Genomic DNA, 12,811 nt, shown 5'->3' with positions numbered 1-12,811 from the left:
TATTCAATAAATCTCAAAAATATTCCAAGAATTTTTATTTATATAATTCAAACCATTCTCAAAATTGATAAATAAATGTTTATAAGGTATATTTTCATTTCTGATTACTTAAACTAGATTATAAAAAATGTCTGCAACGCCATTAATGGCTCAATATCATAAAATTAAAAATCAATACCCGGATACTGTTTTGCTTTTTAGGGTTGGTGATTTTTTTGAAACTTTTGAAGATGATGCAAAAACAGCTTCAAAAGTTTTAGGTATTACATTAACAAAAAGAGCTAATGGCAAAGCCGGTGAGGTACCTTTAGCGGGATTTCCTCATCATGCAATTGATTCCTATCTTCCCAAATTAGTTAAAGCCGGATTTAGAGTTGCTGTATGCGAACAGACTGAAAATCCAAAATTTGCAAAAGGAATTGTTAAACGTGAAGTTGTTGAAGTTGTAACTCCCGGCGTTGTTTTTTCTGATAAACTTTTAGAACATAAAAAAAATAATTATTTAGCTTCAATTTTTCTTTCTGATAATTATGCTGGAATTTCTTTTTGCGATATTTCCACCGGAGAATTTTTCACTTTTGAAACTCAAATATTAAAAGTCGGTGAACAAATTGAAACAATCCAGCCTTCTGAAATTATTGTAGCTAAAAAGCAATTTGCAGAAGTAAATGAAATTATTAATCAAGCAAAATATAATTGTAAAGTTACGCGAATTGACGATTGGGTTTTTACTTCGGATTATTCAAATGATTTGCTGAAAGAACAATTTAAAACTCAAACTCTAAAAGGTTTTGGAATTGAAAATCTAACTTCTGGAATTATTTCCGCCGGATCAATTCTATATTATCTCAAGGATACTCAAAAATCAAATCTCGGTCATCTAACAAAAATTTCTTTATACAATTCTTCAGAATTTATGTATTTGGATTTATCGACAAAAAGAAATTTGGAAATTCTTTACACAATGCAGGATGGACAAAGAGAAGGTTCGCTAATTTCTGTGCTTGATAAAACCAAAACTGCAATGGGCGCAAGACTTTTAAAGAAGTGGATAAACGCACCTCTGAGAAATAAAGAACAAATTGATAAACGTTTGGAATGCGTTGAGGATTTTCATAAAAATAAAAGTTTAAGAAAAAATCTTCAAAATGAATTTAGAGAAATTGGCGATCTTGAAAGATTAATTTCCAAAGTATGTACAAATCGAGCAAATCCTCGTGAATTAGTTTTTCTAAAAAATTCCATAAAAAAAATTCCTATTCTAAAACAATTACTTGATCAATCAAATTCTGAAATTATTGGGATAATTAATTCCAAACTTTTTGATTTAAATGAAGTTTTTGAAAAAGTTGAATTGGCAATTGTTGACGATCCGCCTATTTCAATTACGGATGGAGGAATTATTCGTAATGGATTTAATGAAGAATTAGACGAACTTCGTGATCTTTCATTAAATGCGAAAAGCTGGATTGCAAATCTTCAAAAAACTGAACGAGAAAGAAGTAATATTTCTTCGTTAAAAGTTAGTTACAATAAAGTTTTTGGATATTACATTGAAATAAGTAATGCAAATAAAAATAAAGTTCCGGATAATTATATACGCAAACAAACTTTAGTAAACGGAGAAAGATTTATTACTCCGGAATTAAAAGAATATGAAGATAAAATTTTAAATGCTGAAGAAAATATCGGCAATTTGGAATATCAACTTTTTAATGAAGTTAGATTAGCAGTTGCAAACGAAGCGGAGAAAATTCAGAAAAATGCTCAGTTAATTGGAATGCTTGATTGCTATTTATCCTTTGCAGAATGTGCCGATGAATACAATTATGTTAAACCGGAAATTTCAAACGAAGAAGAGATTTTAATTACAAACGGAAGACATCCGGTTGTTGAAAGAATTTTACCAGCCGGAGAAAAATTTACACCGAATGATTATAATCTAAATAATTCCGAAACTCAAATTATAATTTTAACCGGTCCAAATATGGCGGGAAAATCTGTATATCTTCGTCAAATTGGATTAATAGTTTTGCTTGCACAAATTGGTTCTTTTGTTCCGGCAGAAAAAGCAAAAATTGGAATTGTAGATAGAATTTATACGCGCGTTGGTGCAAGCGATAATATTTCCGCAGGAGAAAGTACATTCCTTGTTGAAATGCAGGAAGCCGCAAATATTTTAAACAATGCAACAAATAAAAGTTTAATTTTGCTTGATGAAATTGGTCGAGGAACAAGTACTTTTGACGGACTATCAATTGCTTGGGCAATTACGGAATTTCTTCATGAAAATCCAAACGTGAATGCAAAAACATTATTTGCTACTCATTATCATGAATTGAACGAAATGGCAGAAATTTTTCCTAGAATAAAAAATTTCAAAGTTGAAGTTAGAGAATATGACGACAAAGTAATTTTTCTCCACAAAGTTTCATCCGGCGGAGCTGATCACAGTTATGGAATTCAAGTAGCACAAATGGCGGGATTGCCGGATTTTGTTACTAAACGCGCGAAGCAAATTTTAATAAATTTGGAAGATAAAGAATTAACTCCTTACGAAGTCAAAAAACAAAAAATTCAGAAGTTCAAACAGAATGAATTTCAGATAAATCTTTTTGAAATGAAAGATGATGATTTAAGAAATGAAATTGCTGAAATTTCTGTTGATGATATGACTCCGCTTGAAGCTCTAAATAGATTAAATGAATTAAAGAAAAAAGTAAATAAGGATACTAAATGAAAAAACTAATATTATTTCTTGCATCTATTTTTATTTTGTTAACTTTTTTTGCTTGCAATAATTACACCCCCGAGCAAAAAGAATATATCAAAACAATTGAAGATAAAAGAGAATTAACTGATGAGTGGATGGAAAACGATCCCAATTCCCCTTTTAATTATAAAGCAAAAATTCCGTTTAATGGTTTAAATTATTTTGATGTTGATCCATCATTCGTCTTTAAAAGTAAGATAACAGAATATGATGAAAAAGTTGACATACCAATTTTTGGCACAAAGGGTGAAGAAAGAGCCGCACTAAGATTTGGATATCTTTCTTTTAATAAAGATGGTAAAGAATTTAAATTGAATTTGTATGCAAATATGGGACAAGATAGTTCAATATATTACAGCATTTGGTTTACCGATAAAACAACTGCAAAAGAATCATACGGAGTGGGAAGATATTTATCATTTGAACTTGATCCAAACAAAGATCATATTTACACTATTGATTTTAACTTGGCGTTCAATCCATACTGTGCATATAGTTCAGATTATTCTTGTGCAATTCCAACAAGGGATGATTATTTGGATTTAGCAATTACAGCCGGTGAAAAAAAATATCACGATTAAAACATAGAGGGAAAATTAAGATGGTAGTAATTTTAGAAAATAATGCAACTGAAGAACAAATAAAAAATATAAAAAAACATCTTGAAGATTTTGGGTTTCAAATACATGAATCTGCGGGAGTTCAAAGAACAATTCTTGGAGCAATTGGAGTAAAACCCGGATTTGATACAAGGATAATTAGAATTCTTGAAGGTGTTGCGGATGTTTACAGAATAACATCTCCATTTAAATTGGCAAGTAGAAGTTTTAAGGAAGAAAAAACTGTCCTTAAAATTAAAGATGTGGAAATCGGCGGAAACAAAATAGCAGTAATGGCTGGACCTTGCTCAGTTGAAAGTGAAGAACAAATATTTAAACTGGCTGAAGTTGTTGCAAGATCAGGTTCAAAAATATTAAGAGGCGGAGCATTTAAACCTCGTTCATCACCGTATTCATTTCAAGGAATGGGCGAAGAAGGTTTAAAACTTATGCGACAAGCCGCAGATCATTTTGGACTTTTGGTAATTACAGAAGTTATGCAAATTGATCAAATTGATTTAATTGCCAAATACACAGATATTTTTCAACTCGGTGCAAGAAATATGCAAAACTTTTCATTGCTTAAAGAATTATCTCAAAGTACAGTTCCGGTAATGGTTAAACGCGGATTGGCTGCAACAATTGAAGAATGGTTAATGTCAGCAGAATATATTTTAGCTGGCGGAAATAAAAATGTAATTCTCTGCGAAAGAGGAATTAGAACTTTTGAAACTTATACAAGAAACACATTTGATTTATCGGCAATTCCAATTGTTCATAAGAAAAGTCATTTACCGGTTGTGGCGGATCCATCGCACGCTACTGGATTAAGAGATCAAGTTCCTCCGATGGCAAGAGCAGCAGTTGCTGCCGGAGCGGATGCATTAATGATTGAAATACATCATGATCCGGAAAATGCTTTGTCCGATGGACCACAAGCTTTATTGCCGGATACTTTTATTGGACTAATGGAAGAGCTTCGTGCAATTGCAAATGCTATTGGAAAAACTATTTAATAATATTTATTTTCATCTATCTTGAATGACAAAAATTATTGAGAAAGTTTCAATTATTGGATTAGGATTAATTGGCGGTTCTATTGCTAAAGCGTTAAAAAATAGTGACCGCAATTTTTTTATTTCTGCTTACGATGAACCAAATATTTTAGAAAAAGCATTACATCAAAATGTAATTGATGAAATACTTCTCAATGCTAATGATTCAGTAAATTCTGATTTAATTTTTCTTTGCCTTCCTTTAGAAAACAATTTAAAATTCTTCAAAGAATTTGCTCCAATCTTAAATGATGATACAATTCTTACCGATGTTTCCGGAGTAAAATATATTTTTCAAAAAGAATGGGAAAAATTAAAAAGTAAAGGGATTTATATTGGTGGACATCCAATGACCGGAAAAGAAGTTGCCGGCTTTGATAATTCTGATCCTCTACTTTTTGAGAATACGGTTTATATTGTTACCGAAGATTTAAATGCCGACAAAAAATTTCAAGACTTTAAAAATATCATTGAATTATTAGGAGCTAATATTCTTCAAATTCCTGCAAAGCAACATGATGTTATAGCTGCAAGTGTAAGCCATTTGCCGCAATTACTTTCTGTAGCTTTGGTAAATTCTGCAAGTTTAAAAACTGATGACTATAACTTTCTTGATTTAGCCGCTGGTGGTTTTAGAGATATGACCCGCATTGCATCAAGCGATTTTAATATTTGGAAATCAGTTATTGAGAAAAATAAAAATCAAATTCTTAATGCAGTTGAGGGATTTGAATATGAACTTAAAAAATTAAAAAGTTGGATCAACAATGATGATATAAAAACTATTGAAAAATATTTTAATTCTGCAAGACAACATCGTGATGAAATTCCAAAAAATAGCAAAGGTTTTCTTACTCCAATTTATGATATTTTTATTTTCGTTAAAGATGAACCCGGTGTAATTAGTAAAATTTCAACAAAACTTTATAAGAATAATATAAATATTAAGGATATTGAACTTTTAAAAATCCGTGAAGGTAACGGTGGAACATTTAGAATTTCATTTGAGTCAAAAGAAGTTGCAGAGCACGCAAAAAAAATAATTGGCGAACTTGGTTTTAAGTTTCGAGAATAATTTTTACAAACTAATATTCGATAAAATTGGAAGAGGTTAAAAATGTTTTTCACAAAAATTTTATTAAAAACAATTATAGTATTTTTAATTATGAATGAAATTTTACTTTCGCAAGATTGGGCAAATTTAAGCAGATTTAAAAATGAAAATGATTCTGTAAATATTAACCTCGATGAAGACCGAATAGTATTTATGGGAAACTCAATTACACAAGGCTGGATTGAGCAACGACCGGAATTTTTTGCCAACAAATCATACATAAATAGAGGAATCAGCGGACAAACCACACCGCAAATGTTATTGCGATTTAGACAAGACGTAATAAATTTAAAACCAAAAGTTGTTGTAATTTTAGCTGGTACAAATGATATTGCCGGAAATACTGGACCATCAACATTAGAAATGATTTTGGATAATTTAAAATCTATGTCAGAAATTGCAAAAGCGAATGGTATTAAAGTTATTCTGTCATCGGTTGTTCCGGCATTTGATTATCCATGGAAAGTTGGTATGAAGCCGAATAAAAAAATTCCGGCATTAAATAAAATGATAAAAAATTATTGCGATGAAAATGATGTAATTTATTTAGATTATTTTTCTGCTATGGCTGATGAAAGAAATGGTTTACCGGAAAAATTTTCTGCTGATGGAGTTCACCCAAATGCAGATGGATATAAAATTATGGAGCCATTAGTTGAAGCAGCAATAAAAGAAGCTTTGGAATAAATTTGTTTTTACCCAATAAATTTTACTGATTTTTCCGCACATCTTTCTCCATCAATTGCGGCAGACACAATTCCACCGGCATAACCAGCACCTTCTCCGGCTGGGAATAATCCCTCAACATCAATGTGCATAAGTGTTTCTTTATCTCTTGGAATTCTAATTGGCGAACTTGTTCTTGATTCAACTGCTAATATTTGAGCTTCTTCGGTAAAATAACCTTTCATTTTTTTGTTGAATTCAAATAATGATTTTTTTAGACTTTCTGAAATTTGCTTAGAAAAAAGTTCATTTAAATTTGCTGATATTAATCCCGGGACATATGATGATTTTAATAAATTTTGCGAAATTTTATTCTTCACAAAATCTGTAACTCTTTGAGCCGGTGCTGTTTGATTTCCTCCACCGAATTTAAAAGCTAATTCTTCAATTTCTTTTTGAAATTCTAATCCGGAAAATTCTTTAAAATGATTTAAATGTTTCCAATCTTTTTCATTTACTTCAACAACCAAACCGCTATTTGCAAATGGAGAATTCCGTTTCGAAACCGACATTCCATTTAAAACTAATTCACCTTGATTTGTTGAAGCGGGGATTATTATTCCGCCCGGGCACATGCAAAACGAATAAATTCCTTTATCATTAATTTGACAAGCTAAACTGTAATTTGCTGCTGGTAAATTCTCATGACGAATTTTTGAATGATATTGAATTGAATCAATCAGGGCTTGCGGATGCTCAATTCTAACTCCAATTGCAAAAGGTTTTGATTCTAATTTTAAATTATTTTTCTTAAATATTTCATAAATATCTCGCGCGGAATGTCCGGTTGAAACAATTACAGAGTCAGCAAAATATTCCTCAGAATTATTTACAATAACACCTTTAATTTTATTATCGGAAATAATAAAATCTGTAACTCGGGAATTAAAATGGATATCCCCATTAAATTTTAAAATTGTTTCTCTAATATTTTGAATGATTTTGGGAAGTTTATTTGATCCAATATGCGGATGAGAATCAATTGCAATTTCCGAATTTGCACCATGATAAATTAATAATTCTAAAATTCTGCTAACATTTCCTCTTTTATTTGATCGCGTGTAAAGTTTGCCATCGCTGTAAGTTCCCGCACCGCCTTCACCAAAACAATAATTTGAATTTGGATTAACAATTCCATTTTGCATAATTGATTTAAGATCAAACCGGCGATCTCTAACATTTTTTCCGCGCTCAAAAATAATTGGTTTAATTCCCAACTCAATTAATTTTAAAGCTGCAAAAAGTCCTGCCGGACCGCTTCCGATTATTATAACTTTTTTATTCTCTTTTACCGGATTAAAATTAAAATTTGATTGTGTTTCTTTTGGCGATTCATTAACAAAAACATTTACTTTAAGAAAAAAAATTGGTTTACGCCTTGAATCTATTGATCTTTTTAAAATTACAACATTATTTATTTCACTAAAATTAAGATTGAGTTTTTCTGCGGAAAGTTTTTTAATAAAATCGTAATCGTTAATAAAATCCGGTGGGATGGAAATATCTATTTCTTTTATCATTTGTGTCCTCTACTTATGAGGAAAATTTATTTTTGAATTTATTCTTAATCTTCATCTTAATCTTTTTCTTACTCTTTAAAAAAGATTAAGATTATGAGTAAAAGCAAGATTAAGATTGAGAAAAAACTTTAGAATTTAAAATTATTACAAATGATTCACATCAACAGAAATGATAAAAATTATAAATTAATATGTTGATTTGTTAAATCCGCCGTCAACAACAATGGTTTGTCCGTTTATATATCCGCCAATCTCAGAAGCTAAATAAATAACTGATGAAGCAATTTCTTCCGGTTTTGCCAATCTTTTTAAAGGAATATCGTTAGACATTTTTACAAGCATTTCTTCTTTAGAAATATTTGCTTCCTTTGCTCTAACTTTTGCGAGTTCTTCAAGTCTTCTGGTTAATGTTAAACCTGGAGCTACATTATTTATTGTAATATTAAATTGTCCAACTTGATTTGATAAAGTTTTTGCAAAAGCAGTAACCGCACTTCTGAACGCATTGGAAAGTAATAAATTATCAATCGGTTGTTTTACGGAAATTGAAGTAATATTAATTATTCTTCCCCATTTTTTTTCTTTCATTTTTGGAAGAACTAATTTTGTAAATCTTACTGCACTTTTCAAAACTTGATCAAATGCAAAATTCCAATTTTCTTCCGAAAGATTTTCAAAATAACCGGGAATTGGTCCGCCGCAATTATTTACTAAAATATCAATAGTTCCTAATTTTCTTTCAACAAAAGAAACGGTTTTTTCTATTTCATCTAAATTATTTATATCGCACTTATAAAATAAAATTTCTTTATTAAGTTTTTCTTTTATCTCTTTTGAAGTTTTTTCAAGTTTATCAATATTACTTGAACAAATTACAACTTTTGAATTTTCATGTAAAAATAATTCTGCAATAGATCTGCCAATGCCAGTACTTGCCGCAGTAACTAATACAATTTTATTTTCTAATTGAAGATCCAAATTTATAATTCCTTAAAGATTTCCCTTAACAATTTGTTCAGTATCCATTGCAATAACTAATTCTTCATTTGTAGGAATTCTTAAAACTTTAGCTTTTGTATTTTGCTTCGTAATTATTGCTTCACCTTTTGCGTTATTATTTAATTCATCATCTAGTTCAATTCCTAAAAATTCTAAATCGTTACAAACATCTTTTCTTACTTTTACAGAATTTTCACCAATTCCACCGGTAAAAACTAAAGCATCTAATCCACCCATAGCTGCAGCGTAAGCACCGACATACTTTTTAATTCTGTATGTAAAAACATCAAATGCATAAGTTGCTTTTTTATCACCTTCTGCAACAGCTTGTTCAATTTCGCGCATATCACTGCTTTCACCACTAATTCCAACTAAACCACTATGTTTGTTTAACATTGTGTTTGCTTCAGAAATGGATAATTCTTCTTTTCCCATTATGTAAGTAATGATTGAAGGATCCAAATCACCGCTTCTTGTCCCCATTAACAAACCTTCTAAGGGTGTAAATCCCATTGAAGTATCTATCGATTTTCCATTTTTTATCGCTGCCATGCTTGCACCATTTCCAAGATGAGCAGTAATTATTTTTAATTCTTCATATGGTTTTCCTAAAATTTCTGCAGCTCTTAAAGAAACATATCTATGCGAAGTTCCGTGAAAACCGTATCTTCTAATTTTATATCTTTTATAAAGTTTAAATGGAATTCCATATAAATAAGCGTGCGGCGGCATTGACATATGAAACGCCGTATCAAAAATTCCGCATTGAGGAATATTGGGTAAATGTTCTTTTGCTGCTGCAATTCCTTTTAAATTCGGAGGATTATGAAGCGGTGCCAATTCAATATTTTCACGCAAAGCTTTTAAAACATCATCAGTAATTAAAACCGATCCGCTGAAATCTTCACCGCCATGTACAACTCTGTGACCTATTGCATCAATTTCATCTCTGCTTGAAATTACACCATGATTTGGGCTCAACAAAACTGCAATCACATATTCCATTGCAATTGAGTGATCCAAAATTTCACCAACAATTCTAATTTTCTCTTTCCCTTTTGGTTCATGAGTCAACACTGCACTGCTCATCCCTATTCTTTCAATCATTCCTTTTGCAAGCGCATCTTTGGTATTTGTTTCAATCAATTGATATTTGATTGAAGAACTTCCGCAATTTAATACTAATATTTTCAACTAAAATTTCCTTAAATTATTCTATAATATTTCCGTCATCATCATACTTGAAAAATCCTTCTTTGGATTTTTTCCCAAGTTTTCTTTCCCTAACTAATTTTCTTAAAAGCGGACAAGGTCTGTATCTTGGCTCACCTAATTTTTTCCATAGTTGTTCCATCCAAGTTAAAACTTCATCCAAACCCATAGAATCAGCCAATTCTAAAGGGCCCATTTTAAAATTGTAACCTAATTTCATTGCAATATCTATATCTTTTGCTGACGCAATTCCTTCCAGCAAAATGTGCATTGCTTCATTTAACAACGGAACTATTGCTCTTGTTGTAACAAAGCCCGGATATTCATAAACTTCAATTGCGGTTTTACCAATTTTACGTGCAAACTTTTTTGATTTAGCAACTGTTTCATCGGATGTATCCATTCCTTTAACTAATTCAACTAACGGAACTTTTGGAACCGGATTTAGAAAATGCATACCAATAATTTTATCTCTTCGGTTTGTTACTTCTGCAATTTCCGTTAAACTTAATGTAGATGTATTAGAAACAAAAATTGTATCCGGATTTGCAATTTCATCTAACTTTTTGAATAAAATCCTTTTTAACTGATAATTTTCAACAATAGCTTCAATTATAAGATCACATTCTGCAATTTCTGCTAAATCCAAACTCCATCTAATTCTGCTTAAAATTGATTTCATTTCACTTTCTGTCATTGCCCATCTTTCAATTTCATAACGCATTGAGTTTTGAATTTTTTCCTTTGCCAACTCAAGATTATTTTGATCCTTTTCAATTATTATTACATCTAAACCGGCGGATGCAATTGTTTGAGCAATTCCTTGTCCCATAACTCCAGCGCCAATAATTGCAACATATTCAATTTGATCTTTATTTTCAGTTGCCGGACTTTCACCAAGCAAATCTTCTAATTTTAATTTTTTTTCTTCCATAACCGTATTTAAAAAGTGATAAATATTAATTAGAGTAGGAATCAAGTTTTATACCACAAAAATACTTTCTAATTATTAAATATTCGATGAATTAATAATCTTTTTTACTAAAAATGATAATACTGAAGTATAGAACGAGAATTAAAAATGCTAACGAAGTTAAAATTGGCTGAAAATCTTCAATTCCGTAACCCAAAGAAAGTTCAGTTGTAATTGAGCCAAGTTCTGATGTTTTCGGAATTATATAATATAGACCTTCCATTATATAACTAATGATTTTGTTATTAAAAAAATAACCGATTGAATCTCTTGCACTTAAAATTGGCGAAAATATAAAAAATATTAAGTACGAAAGCATCATGGCTAAAACTGAACTTTGTGTTAAAATTCCAATAAAAATTATTAGTGAATAAAGTGAGGCAAATGTAAAGGTAATTGTTAAAATACTATGAAGTAAACTTGGTTCCCAAATTGAAAATTTAAGTCCGATTAAAATCCAAAGTGATATAATTAAATAAGCAATATTTATAAAAACGATTAAAACTCCGCCAAGAAATTTTCCTAAAATTATTTGAGTGCGTGAAATTGGTTTGGAAAGAAGTAAATCAATATTTCCCTTTTCCAACATATTGGGAATAAAACTTGATGCTGAGAAAATTGATAAAAATAATCCTCCACCAAAAAGTGGAGCAACAACAATTAACTTTAAACCTTTTACTAATTCGGCGGACATTTCATCCAAAGGCATATTTTTTGAGTTCATTTGAGTGAAATTTTCTGCCGATACAAATCCGAATAACAATGCAAAAATTATAATTGTAAATGTTGAAATTGCGAAAAAAGCTACAATTATTTTTCTTGAAATTGCTTCTCTAATTGTAAAATTGGAAATTGTTAAAATATTATTCATTATTATTTTTCTCGGAAATTGATTTGATAAACATATCTTCCAGCGAACTTTTTTTCTGACTAAAACTTAGAATATTAATATTTGATTTTCGCAATTCATCCATAAAAACATTTGAAATTTTATTATCCGAAACTTCCAATTCAATAATATTATTGCTCAAATTAAATTTGTAAGATTTGCTCAAATTTTCGATCAAATTATTATTTAACTTTTCATCAATTTCAATAATACAGATTTCTTTAGAAACAGTAAGTTCTTCAACACTTCCGATTTTAATTAATTTTCCTTCATTTAAAATTGCAACTTTATCGGAAACTAATTCAACTTCGGAAAGCAAATGGCTATTGAGAAATAATGTTTTTCCTTGATTTTTCAAATCCTTTAAAATATCTCTAATTTCCTTTCTTCCAACCGGATCAATTCCATCCGTTGGTTCATCAAGAAAAATAATTTCCGGATCGTGAATAATTGCTTGTGCTAAACCTAATCTTTGCATCATTCCTTTAGAATATTTTTTGATTTTGGTTTTTCTCCATTTTTCCATTTTCACCAAATTTAAAACTTCAGAAATTTTTGGAGAATTTTTATCAATTTCAAATCCATTTAATTTTGCGTAATATACAATAACTTCTTCACCATTTAGATAATTTGGGAATTTATGATTTTCCGGAAGATATCCGATTTTTTTTCTCACTTCAAAATTGGAAACATCTTGATCTAAAATTTTAGCAGTTCCGCTTGTTGGGAAAACAATTCCTAACAAAATTTTTATCAATGTAGTTTTACCGGCACCGTTTGGACCAAGCAAACTAAATATAATTCCCTTTTCAACATTCAATGAAATATTATCCAAAGCTGTAATTTCATTTTTATTTAGAGCTTTGGTTTTAAATATTTTGGTTAGATTTGTAACTTCAATGGAATTCATTATTTCTTTAAATTTGTAATAAGTTTACGTAAAGATAGAAT

At 30.1% G+C, this 12,811-nt stretch carries 11 protein-coding genes; 5 read left to right on the top strand and 6 right to left on the bottom strand.

Annotated elements, in window-relative coordinates; translation table 11 throughout:
- Positions 1 to 145: 145 nt before the first annotated feature.
- From mutS to IPM32_11510, 5 genes are read left to right on the top strand one after another with little or no spacing between them, the layout of a single operon-like run.
- Positions 146 to 2,740 carry a DNA mismatch repair protein MutS gene (mutS, locus tag IPM32_11530; GenBank protein MBK8945885.1) on the top strand — a complete coding sequence of 865 codons (2,595 nt, stop codon included), beginning with the start codon at positions 146 to 148 and terminating at the stop codon, positions 2,738 to 2,740.
- Positions 2,737 to 3,354: a DUF1684 domain-containing protein gene (locus IPM32_11525; protein ID MBK8945884.1), complete on the top strand. Its 618-nt coding sequence runs from the start codon at positions 2,737 to 2,739 to the stop codon at positions 3,352 to 3,354. The genes mutS and IPM32_11525 overlap by 4 nt, the downstream gene beginning before the upstream one ends.
- Positions 3,355 to 3,374: 20 nt before the next feature.
- Positions 3,375 to 4,388 (top strand): 3-deoxy-7-phosphoheptulonate synthase, encoded by a 1,014-nt coding sequence (aroF, locus tag IPM32_11520; protein MBK8945883.1) that lies wholly within the window; start codon positions 3,375 to 3,377, stop codon positions 4,386 to 4,388.
- Between the two features lie 25 nt (positions 4,389 to 4,413).
- The gene (locus IPM32_11515; protein ID MBK8945882.1) at positions 4,414 to 5,502 is read left to right on the top strand and encodes a prephenate dehydrogenase/arogenate dehydrogenase family protein; all 1,089 of its coding nucleotides are present in this window, start codon (positions 4,414 to 4,416) and stop codon (positions 5,500 to 5,502) included.
- 42 nt (positions 5,503 to 5,544) lie between these two features.
- Positions 5,545 to 6,228: an SGNH/GDSL hydrolase family protein gene (locus tag IPM32_11510; GenBank protein ID MBK8945881.1), complete on the top strand. Its 684-nt coding sequence runs from the start codon at positions 5,545 to 5,547 to the stop codon at positions 6,226 to 6,228.
- An 8-nt stretch (positions 6,229 to 6,236) separates the two neighbouring features.
- Here IPM32_11510 and IPM32_11505 read toward each other — a convergent pair whose 3' ends face one another.
- The 6 genes from IPM32_11505 to IPM32_11480 form a co-directional block, all read right to left on the bottom strand.
- A complete protein-coding gene (locus IPM32_11505; protein MBK8945880.1) occupies positions 6,237 to 7,787 on the bottom strand; it encodes an FAD-binding protein in 1,551 nt (516 codons plus the stop codon).
- Between the two features lie 186 nt (positions 7,788 to 7,973).
- Positions 7,974 to 8,765 (bottom strand): SDR family oxidoreductase, encoded by a 792-nt coding sequence (locus tag IPM32_11500; GenBank protein MBK8945879.1) that lies wholly within the window; start codon positions 8,763 to 8,765, stop codon positions 7,974 to 7,976.
- 12 nt (positions 8,766 to 8,777) lie between these two features.
- Entirely contained in the window at positions 8,778 to 9,980 is a 1,203-nt protein-coding gene (locus IPM32_11495; protein ID MBK8945878.1) for an acetate kinase, read from the bottom strand.
- A 16-nt stretch (positions 9,981 to 9,996) separates the two neighbouring features.
- On the bottom strand, positions 9,997 to 10,932 hold the full coding sequence (locus IPM32_11490) for an NAD(P)-binding domain-containing protein (protein ID MBK8945877.1): 936 nt from the start codon (positions 10,930 to 10,932) through the stop codon (positions 9,997 to 9,999).
- 91 nt (positions 10,933 to 11,023) lie between these two features.
- On the bottom strand, positions 11,024 to 11,842 hold the full coding sequence (locus IPM32_11485) for an ABC transporter permease (GenBank protein MBK8945876.1): 819 nt from the start codon (positions 11,840 to 11,842) through the stop codon (positions 11,024 to 11,026).
- The gene (locus IPM32_11480; protein ID MBK8945875.1) at positions 11,835 to 12,770 is read right to left on the bottom strand and encodes an ABC transporter ATP-binding protein; all 936 of its coding nucleotides are present in this window, start codon (positions 12,768 to 12,770) and stop codon (positions 11,835 to 11,837) included. The genes IPM32_11485 and IPM32_11480 overlap by 8 nt, the downstream gene beginning before the upstream one ends.
- Positions 12,771 to 12,811 lie beyond the last annotated feature (41 nt).

The sequence above is a fragment of the Ignavibacteriota bacterium genome, assembly GCA_016716225.1.
Taxonomy (GTDB): domain Bacteria; phylum Bacteroidota; class Ignavibacteria; order Ignavibacteriales; family Melioribacteraceae.
Note: the sequence above shows the minus strand (reverse complement) of the source record. Positions and strands in the feature narration are given on the sequence as shown.

What these genes read in the sequence shown, in the direction of transcription:
- IPM32_11490 (MBK8945877.1), bottom strand. Translation starts at nt 10,932, where the DNA reads ATGGAAGAAAAAAAATTAAAATTAGAAGATTTGCTTGGTGAAAGTCCG.
- IPM32_11515 (MBK8945882.1), top strand. Translation starts at nt 4,414, where the DNA reads ATGACAAAAATTATTGAGAAAGTTTCAATTATTGGATTAGGATTAATT.
- IPM32_11510 (MBK8945881.1), top strand. Translation starts at nt 5,545, where the DNA reads ATGTTTTTCACAAAAATTTTATTAAAAACAATTATAGTATTTTTAATT.
- IPM32_11485 (MBK8945876.1), bottom strand. Translation starts at nt 11,842, where the DNA reads ATGAATAATATTTTAACAATTTCCAATTTTACAATTAGAGAAGCAATT.
- IPM32_11480 (MBK8945875.1), bottom strand. Translation starts at nt 12,770, where the DNA reads ATGAATTCCATTGAAGTTACAAATCTAACCAAAATATTTAAAACCAAA.
- mutS (MBK8945885.1), top strand. Translation starts at nt 146, where the DNA reads ATGGCTCAATATCATAAAATTAAAAATCAATACCCGGATACTGTTTTG.
- IPM32_11525 (MBK8945884.1), top strand. Translation starts at nt 2,737, where the DNA reads ATGAAAAAACTAATATTATTTCTTGCATCTATTTTTATTTTGTTAACT.
- aroF (MBK8945883.1), top strand. Translation starts at nt 3,375, where the DNA reads ATGGTAGTAATTTTAGAAAATAATGCAACTGAAGAACAAATAAAAAAT.
- IPM32_11505 (MBK8945880.1), bottom strand. Translation starts at nt 7,787, where the DNA reads ATGATAAAAGAAATAGATATTTCCATCCCACCGGATTTTATTAACGAT.